Here is a 15,951-nt window from a genome sequence, read left to right as displayed (position 1 = left end):
CTACGGTTAGATTGTAGCCGAATCAGCCGTTCCTCGGGGGCGCGGCGACCACCAAAACCTCATGTTCCGGAACCATTCCGGAGCCGGATTCGCGCTCCCTGCAACAGGTGCGATTTTTGTGCGCGGCGTCGCGTGGTGGTGTCCCTGGTGAAGTGATGCGTATTCGGCAGCTGGCGATGCCAGCATCTGGATCAAATCTCGCAACTCGATCTGTTGAGTTTCCTGACCTGACAACGCCGACGGAGCGGTAGAGCAGCAACGATGTATCAATTCCCCCGAGCCGAAATGCAGACCGCTGCCGGGGCCAGGCATCGGCAGCTTCTTAGCCGTTCGATCGACATGCTGTTGGCGGCGGTGATGATTGGCCGTGATTCGCTGGAAGCGGCCGAGGCCCTGCATTTCACCAGTCGCGTCTGGACCGCCTTCGTCGAAGATCTCCGCTCTGGCGACAGCGCCCTGCCCAGGGAACTGCGCGCCAATCTCATCTCGATCGGTTTGTGGCTGCTGCGCGAAACCGAAGACATCCGCCAGGGCCGCACCGACAATTTCGAAGGCTTGATCGAAGTGGCGGAGATCGTCAGGGACGGCATGCAGTGAGCCCGCTATGGCGCGCCCGGACGGGCTCCGCGCTCGCTATCTTGTTGTTGGACCATGATCTTTCTCGAGAATGCGTTCGCCCTTTGCGCTGTGATGTTCTATTTTTTGAATCCTTGGCTTGAGGGGCCGATTCATCGCAAGAACAAACGCATTTGAGCCCGGGAAAGCATCGATGAACGAGGACACACCGGAAAGCGAAAGCGCCTCGGCGCTGGCGCCGTTCCGGCACGGCATCTTCCGGGCGGTGTGGTCCGCCAGCCTCGTCTCCAATTTCGGCGGCCTCATCCAGGGCGTCGGTGCCGCCTGGATGATGACGACGATCGCTACCTCGTCCTACCAGGTCGCATTGGTCCAGGCCTCGACCACTTTGCCGATCATGCTCTTCGCGCTGCTGGCCGGCGCCATCGCCGACAGTTTCAACCGGCGCAAAATCATGCTGATCGCGCAGATCTTCATGCTCGCCGTCTCGGCTCTTCTCACCGTCTTCACCTATCTCGACCTGATGACGCCGTGGACGCTGCTCGCCTTCACCTTCCTGATCGACAGTGGCACCGCGCTCAACAGCCCGTCCTGGCAGGCTTCGGTCGGCGACATGGTGCCTCGTCCCAAGGTGCCGGCGGCGATCGCGCTCAACTCGATGGGCTTCAACCTGACGCGCAGCGTCGGCCCGGCGATCGGCGGCATCATCGTTGCCGCCGCAGGCGCCGCCGCGGCCTTTGCCGTCAACACGCTGAGCTATGTCGGCCTCATCGTCGTGCTGGCCCGCTGGAGGCCGGAACTGCCGGCATCGACCTTGCCGCGCGAGACGCTGGGCGCCGCGATGGGCGCTGGCCTGCGCTACGTCGCGATGTCGCCCAATATCGGCAAGGTGCTGGTCAGGAGCTCGGCCTTCGGCTTCAGCGCCGGCGCGGTCCTGGCACTGCTTCCCCTGGTCGCGCGCGACGTCGTCAAGGGCGACGCCTTGAGCTACGGCATCATGCTCGGCGCCTTCGGCATCGGCGCCGTCGGCGGCGCGCTGACCAGCGTCAGGCTGCGGCAGCTGCTGTCCAGCGAAACCATGGTGCGCATGGCATTCGCCGGTTTCGCGCTCTGCGCCTTCAATGCCGCCGTCAGCGAGAATGCCTGGCAGACCTCACTCGGCTTGCTGGTCGGCGGCGCCTGCTGGGTGACAGCGCTTTCGCACTTCAATGTCACCGTGCAGATGTCGACGCCGCGCTGGGTGGTCGGCCGCGTGCTTTCGGTCTACCAGACCGCAACCTTCGGCGGTATCGCGCTCGGCAGCTGGGTCTGGGGCGTGGTTGCCGACGCCCATGGCGCCGAAGTCGCCCTGATGGCGGCCAGCGTCGCGATGCTGGCGGGAGGCGCCATCGGCCTGCTGCTGCCGCTGCCGCAGCAGGCCGTGCTCAACCTCGATCCGCTCAACCGCTTCCAGGAGCCGCATCTGGCACTTGATCTGAAGCCGCGCAGTGGTCCCATCGCCATCATGATCGAATACGTGATCCGCAACGAGGACGTGCCGGAATTCCTCGCCACCATGGCCGAACGGGGCCGCATCCGCCGGCGTGACGGCGCCCGCAACTGGACATTGGCGCGCGATCTCGAAAATCCCTCGATATGGATCGAGCACTACCACACGCCAACCTGGGTCGAATATATCCGCCACAACAGGCGCGCCACCTACGCCGACGCGGTCATCGGCGAGCGCATAAGGGCCCTGCACAGCGGCAACGAGCCACCCCGCGTCCGCCGCATGATCGAGCGGCCGACGACAGCCGGCACGGCGCTGGTGATGCCGAAGGGACCGATCGAGCATTAGTGGCCGGCGCGGCGTCCAGTTGGACGAGCAAATGAAATTGCTACGGCTGGCCCAATCCGCGAATGTACGAATGGGATGGCCATTGTGGAGAGACGGTTTATATCAGTTGATGTGATTATGACCACTAAGGGGAGACGATGCGTTACATACGTCCGCTTTCAATTGAAGACGCCGCCGGCCTGTTGGCCGGCTCAGCCGGCACGGCCGCCATCCTTGCCGGAGGCAGCGACCTCTTGGTGAGAATGAAAGGCGGCTTTATCGAACCCGACCTGATCGTCGACATCAAGGCGATCGACGGGCTTGGCGAGATCAGGGAAACAGCCGAGGGCTTCAGCATCGGCGCGGCGGTCCCCTGCGCGGTGCTGGGCGAGAGCAAGGCCCTGAAGAACGCATGGCCCGGCGTCGTCGAAGCGGCCAAGCTGATCGGCTCGAAGCAGGTGCAGGGACGCTGCACCATCGTCGGCAATCTGTGCAACGCCTCGCCGGCCGCCGACAGCGTGCCGGCGCTGGTAGCCGCTGGCGCCAAGGCGGTGGTCGTCGGCCCGGGAGCCAGGCGCACGATTGCCGTGGAAGCGGTACCGACTGGGCCGGGCAAGACGTCGCTGACCAAGGGCGAGATCATCGAGGCAATCCTGCTCGACAAACGTCTGCCGCGTTCGGGCGATGCCTATCTGCGTTTCATTCCGCGCACGGAGATGGACATCGCCGTGGTAAGCGCCGGCGTGAACCTGATGCTCGATGAGCAAGGTCGCGTCAAATTCGCCCGCCTGGCGCTGGGCGCCGTGGCGCCGACGGTGATTCTGGTCGAGGAGGCCGCCGAGGTTCTCATCGGCTCCAAGCTGGACGAAGCCACGCTGGAAAGGCTCGCCAAGGTCTGCTCGGGGGCCTGTCGTCCAATCGACGACAAGCGAGGCACTATCGAATTCAGACGGAAAGTTGCGGGTGTGCTGGCCAAGCGGGCCGCCACGACCGCCTATGCACGTGCAGGAGGCAAATAATGGCTGGTGTGGCAGTATCAACGACAATCAATGGCGACAATGTCGAGTACCTTTGCCAGCCGGACGAGACGCTGCTCGATGTCCTGCGCGATCGCCTGGGGCTGACGGGCGCCAAGGAAGGCTGCGGCACCGGCGACTGCGGCGCCTGCAGCATCATCCTCGACGACCGGCTGGTGTGCTCGTGCCTGGTGCTCGGCGCGGAGGTTGAAGGGCGGCGCATCGAAACCATCGAGGGCATGGCGCATGGCGACAAGCTGCATCCGCTGCAGCAGAAATTCCTGGAACACGCCGCGCTTCAATGCGGCATCTGCACGCCGGGCTTCCTCATGGCGGCCAAGGACCTGTTGGCCAAGAACCCCGATCCAACCGAGGAGGAGATCCGCTTCGGCCTCGCCGGGAACCTCTGCCGCTGCACCGGCTATGACAAGATCGTGCGTGCCGTTCAGGACGCCGCGAGCGTGATGAAGGGAGCATGACGATGAATTTCGATCCACGTTACTCCGGACGCAATTTCACCTCTGTCGGCACGCGTCCCATCCGTCCCGACGGCGTCGACAAGGTGACGGGCCGTGCACGCTATGGCGCCGACTTCAACATGGCCGGGCAACTGGTCGGGCGCGTTCTCAGAAGCCCCCATGCGCATGCCACGATCAGGAAGATCGACACGTCGAAGGCGGAGAAGCTCGCCGGCGTCAAGGCGGTGATCACCGCGGCCGACCTGCCCGACCTCACCGACGGCGATGCCGCCATGTACGACATCCTCGACAACTGCATGGCGCGAAAGAAAGCGCTCTACGACGGCCATGCTGTGGCCGCGGTCGCTGCGGTCGATGCCCGCACGGCGAGGCAGGCACTGAAGCTGATCGAAGTCGACTACGAGGTGCTGCCGCATGTCACCGACGTCGACGAGGCGATGAAGCACTCCTCACCCGTGCTCAACGACGCCATCTTCACCGAGGGCCTTGAGCAAAAGCCCGTCAAGCCTTCCAACGTCACCAAGCGCACCCAGTACGGCCATGGCGACATCCATGAAGGTTTCGGCCAGGCCGATTTCGTCGTCGAACGCTCCTTCAAGACCGAGCAGACGCACCAGGGTTATATCGAGCCGCATGCCTGCGTCGCCAATGTCAGCTCCGACGGCACCGCCGATCTTTGGGTCTGCACGCAAGGGCATTTCGTCTATCGCCAGCACTGCGCCCAGCTGCTTGGCATGGAGGCCTCGAAGCTGCGCGTCACCTCGTCGGAGATCGGCGGTGGTTTCGGCGGCAAGACCCATGTTTGGGCCGAGCCGGTGGCGCTGGCGCTGTCGCGCAAAGCCGGCCGGCCGGTCAAGCTGGTCATGACGCGCGACGAGGTGTTCCGCGCCTCCGGCCCGACTAGCGCCACCTCGATCGACGTCAGGATCGGCGCCCGTAAGGACGGCACGATCACGGCGGCCGAGGCCACGCTGCGCTATTCCTGCGGCCCCTATGCCGGCATGTGGGCTGAGATCGGCGCCATGACCGCCTTTGCCTGCTACAAGCTCGAGAACGTCAGGACGGTCGGCTACGAAGTGCTGGTCAACCGGCCCAAGACGGCGGCCTATCGCGCGCCGTCGGCACCGATGGCGGCGTTTGCGGTGGAAAGCGCGGTCGACGAGCTGGCCAAGGAGATCGGCATGGACCCGGTCGAGTTCCGGATCAGGAACGCGGCGCAGGAAGGCACCAGATCGTCCTACGGCCCGGTATACGGCCCGATCGGCATCGGCCCAACGCTGGAGGCGGCGAAGAGCCATCCGCACATGAAGGCGCCGCTCGGCAAGAACCAGGGCCGCGGCATGGCCTGCGGCTTCTGGTTCAACTTCGGTGGCCAGACCTGCACCGACCTCAACATCGGCATGGACGGTTCGGTCTCGCTTGCCGTCGGAACCGTTGACGTGGGTGGCTCGCGCGCCTCGCTTTCGCTGGTGGCGGCAGAAGAGCTCGGTATCCCCTATGAGCAGGTCAAGGCGGTGGTCGCCGATACCTCCAGCCTCGGCTACAACGATATGACGGACGGCAGCCGCGGCACCTTCTCGTCTTCGATGGCGACGATCTCCGCCGCTCGCAACGCCATCAAGATCCTGCGGGATCGCGCCGCGCAGACGTGGGACATCCCGGTCGACGACGTGGTCTGGGAAAAGGGCCACGCGATCGCTAGGGGCGAGAAGTACGGCAACCTTGCTGCGCTGTCGCTGAAGGAGATCGCGGCCGCTTCCGGAAAGACGGGCGGACCGATCGCCGGCCACAGCGAGCTCGTCGCCGACGGCGCCGGCGTCTCCTTCGCCACCCATATCTGCGATATCGAGGTGGATCCGGAGACCGGCTTCACCAGGGTGCTGCGCTACACCGTCGTTCAGGACGCCGGCAAGGCGGTGCATCCGACCTACGTCGAGGGGCAGTACCAGGGGGGTGCCGCGCAAGGCATCGGCTGGGCGCTCAACGAAGAGTACATCTACGGCAAGGACGGGCGGCTGCAGAACCCTGGCTTCCTGGACTACCGCATCCCGGTCTGCTCGGACCTGCCGATGATCGACACACAGATCCTCGAGATCCCCAACCCTAACCATCCCTACGGGGTGCGCGGCGTCGGCGAGACCTCGATCGTGCCGCCGCTGGCGGCGATCGCCAATGCAGTCTCGAACGCGGTCGGCGTGCGCATGGCGCATATACCGATGTCGCCGCCGCGCATCCTGGCGGCGATCGAGGCGGAACGGGAAGGCTGATGGTTGAAGTAACGCTCTGGGGATCGCTCGGCGCGATCGCCGGAGGCAAGAGCAAGGTCGAGATCGAGGCGAAGGATATTCGGGAGCTGTTCAGGAAGCTGGCTGAACAGTATCCCGGCCTCGAGCCCTACATCGATCGCGGCATCGCCGTCGCCATCGACGGGACGATCTATCGCGACACCTGGTCGAAGGAACTGCCGGAAGGGGCGGAGATATTCCTGCTGCCGCGTCTTGCCGGGGGATAACTGGACAACCGTGTCCCTACCATCGACGACCAAGACTTGGCCTAGGCTCGAGAAAAACCTTGGCTATCCACGAGAATTCTTGGCCAGTTCAGCCGGCGAGTTTGGCTCCTTTTCGATGACGCTTCTGTGTCAATCACAGACATAGAGGCGAGCGAGCTACACGTCTGCTTTGAGGCGAAAGCAGCCGCCCGCAGCGTAGAAGTCAAATGGCTTGGATCAGAACCTACCATTTACCAATGTCAGCTTCATGATTCATAGGCACAGTCTTGGGAGTCAGATGCGATGGCGGAGCGCCTCAATGATCACCGCCATCGCAGGCGAGAGCTGTCGCCTGCTCGGGTAGTAGAGGTGATAGCCCGCAAATGGCGGACTCCAGTCGTCAAGCACGAGCCTAAGGCATCCCTTGGCGATGTGGTGGCTGACGAGGTTTTCCGGGACATAGGCGATCCCGAAACCGCTTATCGCAGCCTCGATCATGGGAATGGACGAATTGAAGGTGAGCTGGCCTTCCACGCGCACACGAAGGTCGCGGCCATCCCTGGCGAATTCCCAGGCATATAATCCGCCGAACGTCGCCTGCCGCATATTAATGCAGTCATGATCGACCAGATCCTGCGGTGCGGTCGGAACCGGATGGCGGGAAAAGTACTCCGGCGAAGCCACGGCCACGAGCCTCCAATCCGGCCCGATGCGCACTGCGATCATATCCCTGTCGATGCTCTCACCAAGCCGCACGCCTGCGTCGAAGCGCTCCTCCACAATGTTCTTCATGCCGTTGTCGCTGTAGAGTTCGACGCACACGTCAGGATAGTCGCTGAGCAAGGGCTGCAGCTTCGGCCAGACGGTCGTCTGGAGCGCATGGTCGGAAAGCGTGATACGGACCGTTCCGGAGGGCTTGTCGCGAAAGGCCACCAGGCTTGCGAGGTCCGCTTCGATTTCCTCGAAGCGGGGAACAAGAGATTGGAAAAGTCGCTCGCCGGCCTCGGTCGGTGCGACGCTCCGCGTCGTACGTGTCAGCAGGCGGACGCCGAGACGAGCTTCAAGCTCCTTGATTGTCGAACTCAGGGTCGACTGCGAGGTTCCGAGCTTGGCCGCCGCCTTGGTGAAGCTCCGTTCCCGCGCGACCGCCACGAACCATAGCAGATCCTTCATGCCATCGCGCTGCATAGGGTACCTCCCGTCGGATATTTATATCATGAGCAGATAAGTCCATGCGAATTACTTAGTCTAATAGAATGGGTTCCTCTGCAATATCTTCTGGCATCGCGACGGCGTTGGCGGCTGATCCGCCCGGTCGCCCTGCAAGGATGCCAATTATGGAAACGACGTACGACACAAGGCTTGTCGGTGACCGCGCCGCATGGGGCGCGGTTTTGGCGATGGCGCTGTGTGTTTTCGTGCTCATCGCGTCGGAATTCATGCCGGTCAGCCTGCTGTCGCCGCTAGCGGCCGATCTCGGCATCACCGAGGGCCGCGCGGGACAGGCGATCTCGATTTCGGGCGTTTTCGCCGTCGTGACCAGCCTGCTGGTCGCCGGCCTCACGCGCCATATCGACCGCCGACTGGTCGTGACCGGCTTCACCCTCCTCCTCATCGTGTCCGGTTTGGCTGTCACCTTCGCGCCGAACTACGCGTTCCTCATGGTCGGCCGGGCGCTGCTCGGCATCGCGATCGGCGGGTTCTGGTCGATGTCGACCGCGATCGTCATGCGCCTCGTGCCGCAAGACATGGTTCCGAAGGGTCTCGCCATGCTGAACGCCGGCAATGCCATTGCGGCCACCATCGCCGCGCCGCTGGGCAGTTTTCTTGGCGCCTATGTCGGCTGGCGCGGCGCTTTCTTCCTCGTCGTGCCGTTTGGGCTTCTGGCGCTGGCCTGGCAGTGGACAAGCCTGCCGGCGCTGCCCCCGCGCCGGGGGAAGCGTTCAGGCAATCCACTGGCGCTCCTCGGCCGTCTTCCCGTCGCCATCGGCATGGCGTCGATCATGATGCTGTTCATGGGCCAGTTCGCGCTCTTCACCTATCTGCGGCCCTTCCTCGAGGGCGTCACCCGGCTCGACATCGCTGCTCTCTCGGCGATCCTGCTGGCGATGGGGCTGGCGGGGGTGCTCGGCACATGGTGCGTCGGCCGGCTTTTGTCCACGCGTCTGTTCAGCATCCTCATCGTCATCCCGCTGGTCATGGCGGCCTTGGCCGCTGCGCTCATCGCCCTTGGTGCCCTCCCCGTTCCCACAGCGCTGCTGCTCGTTGCCTGGGGCTTCTTCGGCACGGCCGCGCCCGTTGGCTGGGGCACGTGGCTCAGCCGGACGTTGCCGAACGACGCAGAGGCCGGCGGCGGGCTGCAGGTGGCAGTCATCCAGCTCGCCATCACCGGCGGCGCCGCGATCGGCGGCACGCTCTTCGATACGGTCGGCTGGTGGGGAGCGTTCACTCTAGGTGCAGTGCTGCTCTGCGGATCGGCGCTCGCCGCCCTTGCCGCATCGCATATGGCCCGGAGATCTTTGCCATGATCATCGAGCGTGCGCCGCTTAACCGCCGGACATTGCTCGGCGCCGCGCTCGCGGTGGCGGCCCTGCCTCGAGCAGCCGCCAGCCAAGAAGGCGAAGCCCCAGTCAGCCATGAGTCAACCAACATGAAGATCAGGATGATTTTCAACGGCCGCATCATGACCGCCACGCTCTACGACAATCCGTCGGCGCGCGATTTCTTTTCCATGCTGCCGCTCGATCTCAAGATCGAGGACTACGCGCATAACGAGAAGATCGCCTATCTGCCGCGCAAGCTGACAGAGAAGGGAAGTGGTCCGTTCGCCAACGAGCAGCCCTACGACCTCTGCTATTTCACGTCCTGGGGTAACCTGGCCATGTTCTACGCCGACTATCGCCATCCCGGGCTGATCAGGCTCGGCCGCTTCGACGAGGGCGAGCAGGCCCTGCACATTCGCGGCGAGTTCCCGCTTCGCATCGAACGCACTTGAGGACACAAAGGAGATCACCATGGACATTCTTCGCGCTGGCACGAGGCCTTCCGGCAAGGGACCACCTGACTGGTTCACCGGAACGGTGCGGATCGATCCGCTCTTCAATCCCTTCGATGCCGGGCGGGTTCAAGGCGCACAGGTGACCTTCGAGCCCGGCGCCCGCACCGCTTGGCACACGCATCCGCTCGGCCAGACGCTGATCGTCGTCTCGGGCCTGGGCCGCGTGCAGCGCGAGGCTGGCCCGGTCGAGGAAATCCGTGCCGGCGACGTCGTCTGGTTCGCGCCCGGCGAAAAGCACTGGCACGGCGCGTCGGCTCAGATTGCCATGACCCACATTGCTCTCCAGGAGGTCAAGGACGGCAAGGTCGTGGACTGGCTGGAACATGTCAGCGACGCCGACTACCGCGCTTGATCTTCTCCACTCGAAAGGAACCAAAATGCTCGCAACCGTTCTTCACAAACCGGGCGACATCCGCTGCGAGGAGATCGCTGATCCGAAAATCATGCGGCCGACGGACGCCATCATCAAGCTCTCGGCAAGCTGCATCTGCGGCTCGGATCTGTGGCCCTATCGCGGGCTGCAGCGGGTCGACGGCCCGATGCATATGGGCCACGAATATTGTGGCATCGTCGTCGAGGTCGGCGCAGAGGTGCGCACGGTGCGCCCCGGCCAGTTCGTCGTCGGCTCGTTCTGCCTCTCCGACAATACCTGCCCGCATTGCCGCTTCGGCTTCCAGTCGTCCTGTGTGCAGCGCGAGTTCATGTCGGGCGCGCAGGCGCCTTACGCCCGCGTGCCGTTGGCGGATGGCACACTGGTCGCCACCGCCGAGGTGCCGCCGGCCGAACTCATCCCTGACCTGCTGGCTGTGTCCGATGTGCTCGGCACCGGCTGGTATGCGGCCGACGCAGCCGAGGTCCGAGAAGGATCGACGGTGGTGGTGGTCGGCGACGGTGCGGTCGGCCTGATGGGCGTGCTTGCGGCCAAGGAGATGGGCGCCGAGCGCATCATCGCCATGAGCCGGCACGCCAGCCGCCAAAAACTCGCCCGCGAGTTCGGCGCGACCGACATCGTCGCCGAGCGCGGCGAGGAAGGTGTGGCCCGGATCAAAGAGCTCACCAAGGACGTCGGCGCGGACTCGGTGCTGGAATGCGTCGGCACGGCGGAATCCTTCGACCAGGCGCTGGCCTGCTCTCGCCCCGGCGGCACCATCGGCTATGTCGGCGTGCCGCACGGCGTGAACTTCGACGGCCAAAAACTGTTCTTCGGCCAGAAGCGCATGCTGGGCGGCCCGGCGCCGGTGCGCCGCTTCCTGCCCGACCTTATGGGCCGTGTGCTGCAAGGTCGGATCAAGCCCGGCAAGGTCTTCGACCTCAAGCTGCCGTTGGCCGAGGTCGCTGAAGGCTACCGCGCCATGGACGAGCGGCGCGCCATCAAGGTCATGCTTCGGTGTGAGCGAAGATTGGGCGGACGGCCTGTCCGCACCCACAAATCAGAAAAGGAACAACGACATATGACGATGAGATTGAAGATTGCCGCCCTTGCGCTTTCGGTCGCCACGCCGGCTTTCTCGCAAGAGTCGCCGATCATCGGCGCATGGCGCATGAGGTCGCTCGAGGCCGGTGCCGAGGGAAGCCTCAAGCCCGTGCCATATTCCGGCCAGGTCATCTTCACCGAGGCCGGCACCCTGTCGGTGCAGGCGCAGAACCCCGACGCCAAGGCACCGGACACGCCTTACACAGAGAATGGCTACGAAGCCTATTACGGGCCGGTCGCTATCGACGACCAGGACAAGACCTTCGTCATCACGATCGAGTCCTCCCTGGTCCGCAACCTTGTCGGGAAGAGCATGAAACGCAAATTCGAAGTCTCGGACAACAAACTGGTCCTGACGCCGGACAATCCGGCCGAAGGCTGGCGCGTGACCTACGAACGTTACTGATCGGAACAGCCCGACTGTCAAAGTTTTATCGGTGGCCACAATGGCGCGGACTTCAGACCGAAATGGCGCGATAGCGGAACTGGTGCCAATCATGGCGGCTGTCTTCGCCGGCTTCCTCCTGATCGGCTTGGCGCTACCCGTCCTGCCGCTGCATCTTCACCAGCAGCTCGGCTTCGGCCCCTTCGCGGTCGGGCTGGTCACTGGCAGCCAGTTCGTCGCCTCGATGCTGTCGCGCATTGGGGCTGGAAACTATGCCGATGGGCGCGGCGGCAAGAGGGCCGTCGTCGTCGGCCTCATTGCCGCTGCCGTGGCGGGGCTATTTTACCTCGGCTCACTGACATTGCTCGACCGGCCGGTGGCGTCCGCATCGGCGCTGTTCGCCGGCCGGGCGGTACTGGGCGCGTCTGAGAGCTTCATCATCACCGGTGGCGTCGCCTGGGGCCTCTCCCTTGCGGGCGGACAGAACTCCGGAAAGGTCATAGCCTGGGTGGGCACGGCGATGTTCGCAGCACTCGCGCTAGGCGCGCCGATCGGATCTGCGCTTTATGCGGCGAGCGGCTTCACCGCGATCGCACTGGCGACGATCGTCCTGCCGCTTGCAACGCTGCTTGCCATCCTGCCGATGCGCGGCGCCAGCGCCGCCGCGAGCAGCGTGCCGCAGTCATGGAGGAGCGTGGCGCAAGCGGTCTGGCTTCCCGGAGTGGGAGCAGCTTTCAGCAGTCTCGGCTATGGTGCGATTCTGGCCTTCGGCGCGCTGCTCTTTGCCGAGCGGGGCTGGCAGCCGGTCTGGCTTCCCTTCACGGCCTATGCCGCGTCGCTGATCGTGGCAAGGCTATGCTTCGGCCACCTGCCTGACAGGTTAGGGGGCGCACGGGTCGCCATGATCTTCGTGGCTGTCGAGGCTGCAGGGCTGATGCTGATCTGGCTTGCGCCCGGGCCCGTTCTAGCCGCCATCGGAGCGGGCCTGACTGGCCTTGGCTACTCGCTGGTCTATCCCGGCCTCGGTGCCGAGGCCGTGAGCCGTCTTCCGCCACGCAGCCGCGGCCTGGCCATGGGACTCTACACCGTCTTCCTCGACGTGGCGCTCGGCTTCGGCAGTCCGGCGCTCGGCTTGGTCGCCGCATCGGCCGGGCTGCAATTCGTCTTCTTCGCCGTCGCGATGGCGACGCTTCCGGCGTTGGGCATCGCTCTGCTGCTGGGTCGCCGTAACGCTCCACTATAGAGCCGGATAGTCTGGGCTCGAGATGTCGCGCAACTACGATCGCTCCCGCTTCGCGGGAAGCTGAGGCATCAGCCGAACCTGCTTTTGGTGGCGATAGAGGCCGATCAGGTCGTCGGATCGATCATGGCCGGGTATGACGGCCATCGAGGGTAGATATCGCGCATCGCTACCCTGCAGTCCCATCGCCAAAAAGGGATCGGCGAGGCCCTCATCCATGAGGCCGAAAGGCGGCTCGCCGGCCTTGGTTGCATAAAGATCAACCTCCAAATTGTCGCTTCCAATTCGACGGTTCTTGGGTTCTACCGAAAGTGCGGATACGAGGTCGAGGAGCGCATAAGCATGAGCAAACTGTTACCGAAAGCTTGAGGTACTCCGCCGATTAACTCCTCGTCGCGGCTCGACGGCTCAGGTCCATTGGAATCTTGCTGCCGGTGATTATTGTGGCAGGCGAATCTCTCCGGGTGAATCGCGCTGCGGGACACGGCCGAAGCCGGGCGAAGTCCAGCCAGCCGGAGGGGCACACAACGCCCTACATATCGTCCAATTACTGGTGCAGTGAGAACATGCATGCAAATCGCATCCAAGCCACGCGTCCGGCTGGCAAGCCGTCAGGAACTGGATGAAATTGGCGGGCTCGTCTCCGACGCCTTCGCATCGTTACGGCCCGTTCTGGCGCCACACATCTTCGAGCCCTACGTGAACGACGCGCGGGATATCGCGGGGCGATGGGCGAAGGCTAGCGTCGCGGTGCTCGAAGCCGAGGGACAGCTCGTCGGGACGGTCACCTACTACGCCGATGCCGCCTTTGACCGCATGGGCTGGCCGCCCGGGCTGGCAGGCCTCAGGACCCTCGCGGTTGCTCCCTCGGCACAGGGCCGCGGATATGGCCGCGTGCTTTGCGAATGGTGCGTCTTGCAAGCGCGTCTGCAGGGCTCGAGCGGCCTTGCGCTTCACACCGCCTCGTTCATGACGTCTGCATGCAAGCTGTATGAGAGCCTTGGCTTCGAGAGACGCCCCGCCCACGACCTTTTCGCATCCGACGTTATTGGCTTTGATCCAGCTCTCGGCGATCAGCAGATCATCGCCTACCTGCTGCCGCTCAAGCAGGTCGAGAGCAGCCACGATCGATAATGTTTGACCGCCGTTTGAACAGACGGGGGTATCATCTCGCTTCCGGACGCTGTCCTCAGCTTCCGCCGTTTGTCTCGATGCGAGCAGATCCTAGTCTTTCGTGTAGTCAGGCCCAAAACGGGTCGGCAGGTTGTCGGCGAGCTTCAACCAAGGGAGCTTCTCCTCAAAGGCGACATGCAGCGTAGGTGCAAATTTTTCTGGCTCCTCCATCGCTGCCGCAAAAAAATGCATGACATCAGACATGTTCTTTGAGCGGAAGGACAGCGGCGTGCCACAGTGATCGCAAAATGTTCTTTCCACACCGGGAGAAGAGTTGAATACCTTCGGTAGCTTGCTCAGCCATCGCCATTGGCCGTTCAAGACGCCAATATAGGAGGTCATCGGCGCAGAACATTGCCGCCGACAACTTTCACAATGACAGACCACGCAGGCCTGTGCCGGGCCATCGACTTCAAAAGCAATAGCGCCACATAAGCAATGACCACGCATGCAAATTCTCCTTGAGTCAACAAGGACAGCTTCATGCCTGGGCGTGAGGGAGGCGCCATGAAATGCGTCGAGCTGGCGCCCAATTCCGACATTCGGCGCCAGCGATTGTCCTAGCGTGCGCTAGGCGTTCCTTCACTACCGCCTTTGCGGCATATTGAAAGTTCGTAAAGTTTCTTCGCCGGGCCGCTGAATTCACGGCCTAGCAGGTCTATCGCAACCCGAACACTACAGTGGAATTGCGGTCACTTCTTTGGCCGTTCGGATCACGAACATCGTTTGGTATCGCGCGACGTTGCTTCGGTCTCGGAACAGTCGCTCGCATAGCGCATCGAACTCTTCCATATCCGTCAGGCGGAGCATAAGGACGGCGTCGGTTTCGCCGCTCACGCTGTAGGCCTGAGTGACGGCCGGTTCCTGAGCGGCCAACTCGAGAAAGTCCCGCATATACTGCTCGCCATGACGCTCCAGTTCGACGGTGACGATCGCTTTCAAGCCCCGGCCAGCCTTTGCAGGTGCGAGAAGCGCGACAACGCGGCTGATGACGCCGCTTTTCTTCAGTCGTCGTATGCGGCGCAGGCAGCTCGAAGGGGAAAGCCCGACTAACCCCGCCAGTTTGGCGTTCGTTCGTGAGGCATCATCCTGGAGCAGGTTGAGAAGCCTTCTGTCGATCTTGTCCATCTCGGTCGCGCTCAAATGCGAAGCGTCTCAGGTACCCCAATGGCTCCAGGGATGATGGAGCAGCATGATGGCAATTTGCGCCGCCTTCTATCGCAAGACATTGGAAACGCTTGAAATCTACTGGGAGCTGGTTCGCGTGATCGTTCCGGTTGCGATAGCCACGCGGCTCCTGCAGGACCTTCGCGTCATCCAGGCAATTTCTCCGTTCTTCTCCCCGCTCATGTTGCAGGTGGGGTTGCCACCTGAACTCGCCTTTGCCTGGCTGACGGGATTGCTGGTCGGGATCTGGGGCGCGCTTGTGATCGTATTCACCTTGGTTCCGGTTTCGGCGCTCAGCACTGCCGACATGACGGTTCTTTCGGCTCTCTTGCTGTTTGCACATGCCATTCCGATCGAGCAACGGATCATTCAGAGGACCGGGCCGAGCTTCCTGGTCACCGCGGCGCTTCGTATTGGCGGGGGTTTGGTCTTTGCTGTCCTTCTGCATCAGATATTCGCCGTGACCGGATGGCTGTCAGGACCGGTGGCGCCGGCGTGGATGCCGACGAATGAAAGCACCGACTGGGGCGGCTTTCTCCTGGGCACAGTCAAAACCCTGGGCATCATGCTCATCGTTTTGCTTGCGCTAAGCTGGGTTATCGAGCTTCTCAAGATGGCGGGCATTTTGGAGTGGATGAACAGAGGGCTTGCACCGCTCTTTCGGCTCGCCGGCATCGAAAAGCAGACGGTACCTCTCGCCGCTGTCGGCCTGTTTCTCGGGATTTCCTATGGCCCAGGACTGCTGATCCGCGAGGCGCGCACGCCTAGCGCGGAGCCGCGTCAGATATTCCTCGCCTGCGTGTTCATGGGTTTTGCCCATAGCCTCATTGAGGACACGTTGGTCGTTGTCGCACTTGGCGCCGATGTCACGAGCGTGCTTCTCGGTCGCCTAGCGTTTGCCGTGCTCGCGACCGCCGTGATCGCAAAAGTAATCAATGCGGTTCCCGACGCTCTTTTCTTCAAGACACTCTTCCACAAGGAAGAAGACAGTTCGCACAATCGGATTTCGGAGCCGGCGATTAGCGGGCCGTTGACGTGAGCCCTCCTTGCACAGCGGCCGACATGTGTGTCGTGCC

General features: G+C 63.2%; 17 protein-coding genes and 1 pseudogene. 14 read left to right on the top strand and 4 right to left on the bottom strand.

Annotation, left to right across the window (positions count from 1 at the left end; translation table 11 throughout):
• The first annotated feature begins 261 nt into the window (after positions 1–261).
• The 6 genes from flaF to NKH89_RS14425 all read left to right on the top strand — a co-directional run bounded on the left by flaF (position 262) and on the right by NKH89_RS14425 (position 6,399).
• Positions 262–597, top strand: coding sequence for a flagellar biosynthesis regulator FlaF (flaF, locus tag NKH89_RS14450; RefSeq protein WP_352909171.1), 336 nt, complete (start codon positions 262–264; stop codon positions 595–597).
• Positions 598–769: 172 nt separating this feature from the next.
• The gene (locus NKH89_RS14445) at positions 770–2,413 is read left to right on the top strand and encodes an MFS transporter (protein WP_352909169.1); all 1,644 of its coding nucleotides are present in this window, start codon (positions 770–772) and stop codon (positions 2,411–2,413) included.
• A 137-nt stretch (positions 2,414–2,550) separates the two neighbouring features.
• Positions 2,551–3,411: an FAD binding domain-containing protein gene (locus NKH89_RS14440; protein WP_352845601.1), complete on the top strand. Its 861-nt coding sequence runs from the start codon at positions 2,551–2,553 to the stop codon at positions 3,409–3,411.
• Complete coding sequence (locus tag NKH89_RS14435) at positions 3,411–3,887, top strand: (2Fe-2S)-binding protein (RefSeq protein WP_352845599.1); 477 nt, start codon at positions 3,411–3,413, stop codon at positions 3,885–3,887. Before NKH89_RS14440 ends, NKH89_RS14435 begins: the two co-directional genes overlap by 1 nt.
• 2 nt (positions 3,888–3,889) lie before the next feature.
• Positions 3,890–6,154: a xanthine dehydrogenase family protein molybdopterin-binding subunit gene (locus NKH89_RS14430; protein WP_352481977.1), complete on the top strand. Its 2,265-nt coding sequence runs from the start codon at positions 3,890–3,892 to the stop codon at positions 6,152–6,154.
• Positions 6,154–6,399 (top strand): MoaD/ThiS family protein, encoded by a 246-nt coding sequence (locus tag NKH89_RS14425; RefSeq protein ID WP_023675441.1) that lies wholly within the window; start codon positions 6,154–6,156, stop codon positions 6,397–6,399. Before NKH89_RS14430 ends, NKH89_RS14425 begins: the two co-directional genes overlap by 1 nt.
• Positions 6,400–6,672: 273 nt before the next feature.
• Here the strand turns inward: NKH89_RS14425 and NKH89_RS14420 are convergent, their stop codons facing one another.
• Entirely contained in the window at positions 6,673–7,566 is an 894-nt protein-coding gene (locus tag NKH89_RS14420; RefSeq protein ID WP_023720226.1) for a LysR family transcriptional regulator, read from the bottom strand.
• A gap of 149 nt (positions 7,567–7,715) precedes the next feature.
• Here NKH89_RS14420 and NKH89_RS14415 point away from each other — a divergent pair, with 149 nt between their 5' ends.
• The 5 genes and pseudogenes from NKH89_RS14415 to NKH89_RS14390 all read left to right on the top strand — a co-directional run bounded on the left by NKH89_RS14415 (position 7,716) and on the right by NKH89_RS14390 (position 12,538).
• Positions 7,716–8,906 (top strand): MFS transporter, encoded by a 1,191-nt coding sequence (locus tag NKH89_RS14415; RefSeq protein WP_352481976.1) that lies wholly within the window; start codon positions 7,716–7,718, stop codon positions 8,904–8,906.
• The gene (locus NKH89_RS14410) at positions 8,903–9,373 is read left to right on the top strand and encodes a cyclophilin-like fold protein (protein ID WP_023720225.1); all 471 of its coding nucleotides are present in this window, start codon (positions 8,903–8,905) and stop codon (positions 9,371–9,373) included. Before NKH89_RS14415 ends, NKH89_RS14410 begins: the two co-directional genes overlap by 4 nt.
• A gap of 19 nt (positions 9,374–9,392) precedes the next feature.
• Positions 9,393–9,788 carry a (R)-mandelonitrile lyase gene (locus tag NKH89_RS14405; RefSeq protein ID WP_352481974.1) on the top strand — a complete coding sequence of 132 codons (396 nt, stop codon included), beginning with the start codon at positions 9,393–9,395 and terminating at the stop codon, positions 9,786–9,788.
• 25 nt (positions 9,789–9,813) lie between these two features.
• Positions 9,814–10,824, top strand: a pseudogene (locus NKH89_RS14400) (zinc-dependent alcohol dehydrogenase family protein); the annotation flags it as partial.
• Positions 10,825–11,356: 532 nt separating this feature from the next.
• Positions 11,357–12,538: an arabinose transporter gene (locus tag NKH89_RS14390; protein WP_031194356.1), complete on the top strand. Its 1,182-nt coding sequence runs from the start codon at positions 11,357–11,359 to the stop codon at positions 12,536–12,538.
• A gap of 33 nt (positions 12,539–12,571) precedes the next feature.
• Here NKH89_RS14390 and NKH89_RS14385 read toward each other — a convergent pair whose 3' ends face one another.
• Positions 12,572–12,805 carry a hypothetical protein gene (locus NKH89_RS14385; RefSeq protein ID WP_352481969.1) on the bottom strand — a complete coding sequence of 78 codons (234 nt, stop codon included), beginning with the start codon at positions 12,803–12,805 and terminating at the stop codon, positions 12,572–12,574.
• On the opposite strand from NKH89_RS14385, the gene NKH89_RS14380 reads away from it, so the two are divergent.
• Positions 12,734–12,904: a GNAT family N-acetyltransferase gene (locus NKH89_RS14380; protein WP_352482095.1), complete on the top strand. Its 171-nt coding sequence runs from the start codon at positions 12,734–12,736 to the stop codon at positions 12,902–12,904. The genes NKH89_RS14385 and NKH89_RS14380 overlap by 72 nt on opposite strands.
• 201 nt (positions 12,905–13,105) lie before the next feature.
• The gene (locus NKH89_RS14375; RefSeq protein WP_023720219.1) at positions 13,106–13,669 is read left to right on the top strand and encodes a GNAT family N-acetyltransferase; all 564 of its coding nucleotides are present in this window, start codon (positions 13,106–13,108) and stop codon (positions 13,667–13,669) included.
• A gap of 90 nt (positions 13,670–13,759) precedes the next feature.
• On the opposite strand, the gene NKH89_RS14370 is transcribed toward NKH89_RS14375, so the two are convergent.
• The gene (locus NKH89_RS14370; protein ID WP_023720218.1) at positions 13,760–14,158 is read right to left on the bottom strand and encodes a GFA family protein; all 399 of its coding nucleotides are present in this window, start codon (positions 14,156–14,158) and stop codon (positions 13,760–13,762) included.
• Positions 14,159–14,383: 225 nt separating this feature from the next.
• On the bottom strand, positions 14,384–14,836 hold the full coding sequence (locus NKH89_RS14365) for an Lrp/AsnC family transcriptional regulator (RefSeq protein WP_023720217.1): 453 nt from the start codon (positions 14,834–14,836) through the stop codon (positions 14,384–14,386).
• Positions 14,837–14,903: 67 nt separating this feature from the next.
• On the opposite strand from NKH89_RS14365, the gene NKH89_RS14360 reads away from it, so the two are divergent.
• Positions 14,904–15,914 carry a nucleoside recognition domain-containing protein gene (locus NKH89_RS14360; RefSeq protein ID WP_352909166.1) on the top strand — a complete coding sequence of 337 codons (1,011 nt, stop codon included), beginning with the start codon at positions 14,904–14,906 and terminating at the stop codon, positions 15,912–15,914.
• Positions 15,915–15,951: the final 37 nt, after the last annotated feature.

The sequence above is a fragment of the Mesorhizobium sp. M0923 genome, assembly GCF_040319365.1.
Lineage (GTDB): Bacteria > Pseudomonadota > Alphaproteobacteria > Rhizobiales > Rhizobiaceae > Mesorhizobium.
This window is presented reverse-complemented; position numbering and strand designations above follow the sequence as displayed.

Excerpts from the sequence above, each read along its gene's own strand:
- flaF (WP_352909171.1), top strand. The coding sequence starts at position 262 with ATGTATCAATTCCCCCGAGCCGAAATGCAGACCGCTGCCGGGGCCAGG.
- NKH89_RS14445 (WP_352909169.1), top strand. The coding sequence starts at position 770 with ATGAACGAGGACACACCGGAAAGCGAAAGCGCCTCGGCGCTGGCGCCG.
- NKH89_RS14440 (WP_352845601.1), top strand. The coding sequence starts at position 2,551 with ATGCGTTACATACGTCCGCTTTCAATTGAAGACGCCGCCGGCCTGTTG.
- NKH89_RS14435 (WP_352845599.1), top strand. The coding sequence starts at position 3,411 with ATGGCTGGTGTGGCAGTATCAACGACAATCAATGGCGACAATGTCGAG.
- NKH89_RS14430 (WP_352481977.1), top strand. The coding sequence starts at position 3,890 with ATGAATTTCGATCCACGTTACTCCGGACGCAATTTCACCTCTGTCGGC.
- NKH89_RS14425 (WP_023675441.1), top strand. The coding sequence starts at position 6,154 with ATGGTTGAAGTAACGCTCTGGGGATCGCTCGGCGCGATCGCCGGAGGC.
- NKH89_RS14420 (WP_023720226.1), bottom strand. The coding sequence starts at position 7,566 with ATGCAGCGCGATGGCATGAAGGATCTGCTATGGTTCGTGGCGGTCGCG.
- NKH89_RS14415 (WP_352481976.1), top strand. The coding sequence starts at position 7,716 with ATGGAAACGACGTACGACACAAGGCTTGTCGGTGACCGCGCCGCATGG.
- NKH89_RS14410 (WP_023720225.1), top strand. The coding sequence starts at position 8,903 with ATGATCATCGAGCGTGCGCCGCTTAACCGCCGGACATTGCTCGGCGCC.
- NKH89_RS14405 (WP_352481974.1), top strand. The coding sequence starts at position 9,393 with ATGGACATTCTTCGCGCTGGCACGAGGCCTTCCGGCAAGGGACCACCT.
- NKH89_RS14390 (WP_031194356.1), top strand. The coding sequence starts at position 11,357 with ATGGCGCGGACTTCAGACCGAAATGGCGCGATAGCGGAACTGGTGCCA.
- NKH89_RS14375 (WP_023720219.1), top strand. The coding sequence starts at position 13,106 with ATGCAAATCGCATCCAAGCCACGCGTCCGGCTGGCAAGCCGTCAGGAA.
- NKH89_RS14370 (WP_023720218.1), bottom strand. The coding sequence starts at position 14,158 with ATGCGTGGTCATTGCTTATGTGGCGCTATTGCTTTTGAAGTCGATGGC.
- NKH89_RS14365 (WP_023720217.1), bottom strand. The coding sequence starts at position 14,836 with ATGGACAAGATCGACAGAAGGCTTCTCAACCTGCTCCAGGATGATGCC.
- NKH89_RS14360 (WP_352909166.1), top strand. The coding sequence starts at position 14,904 with ATGGCAATTTGCGCCGCCTTCTATCGCAAGACATTGGAAACGCTTGAA.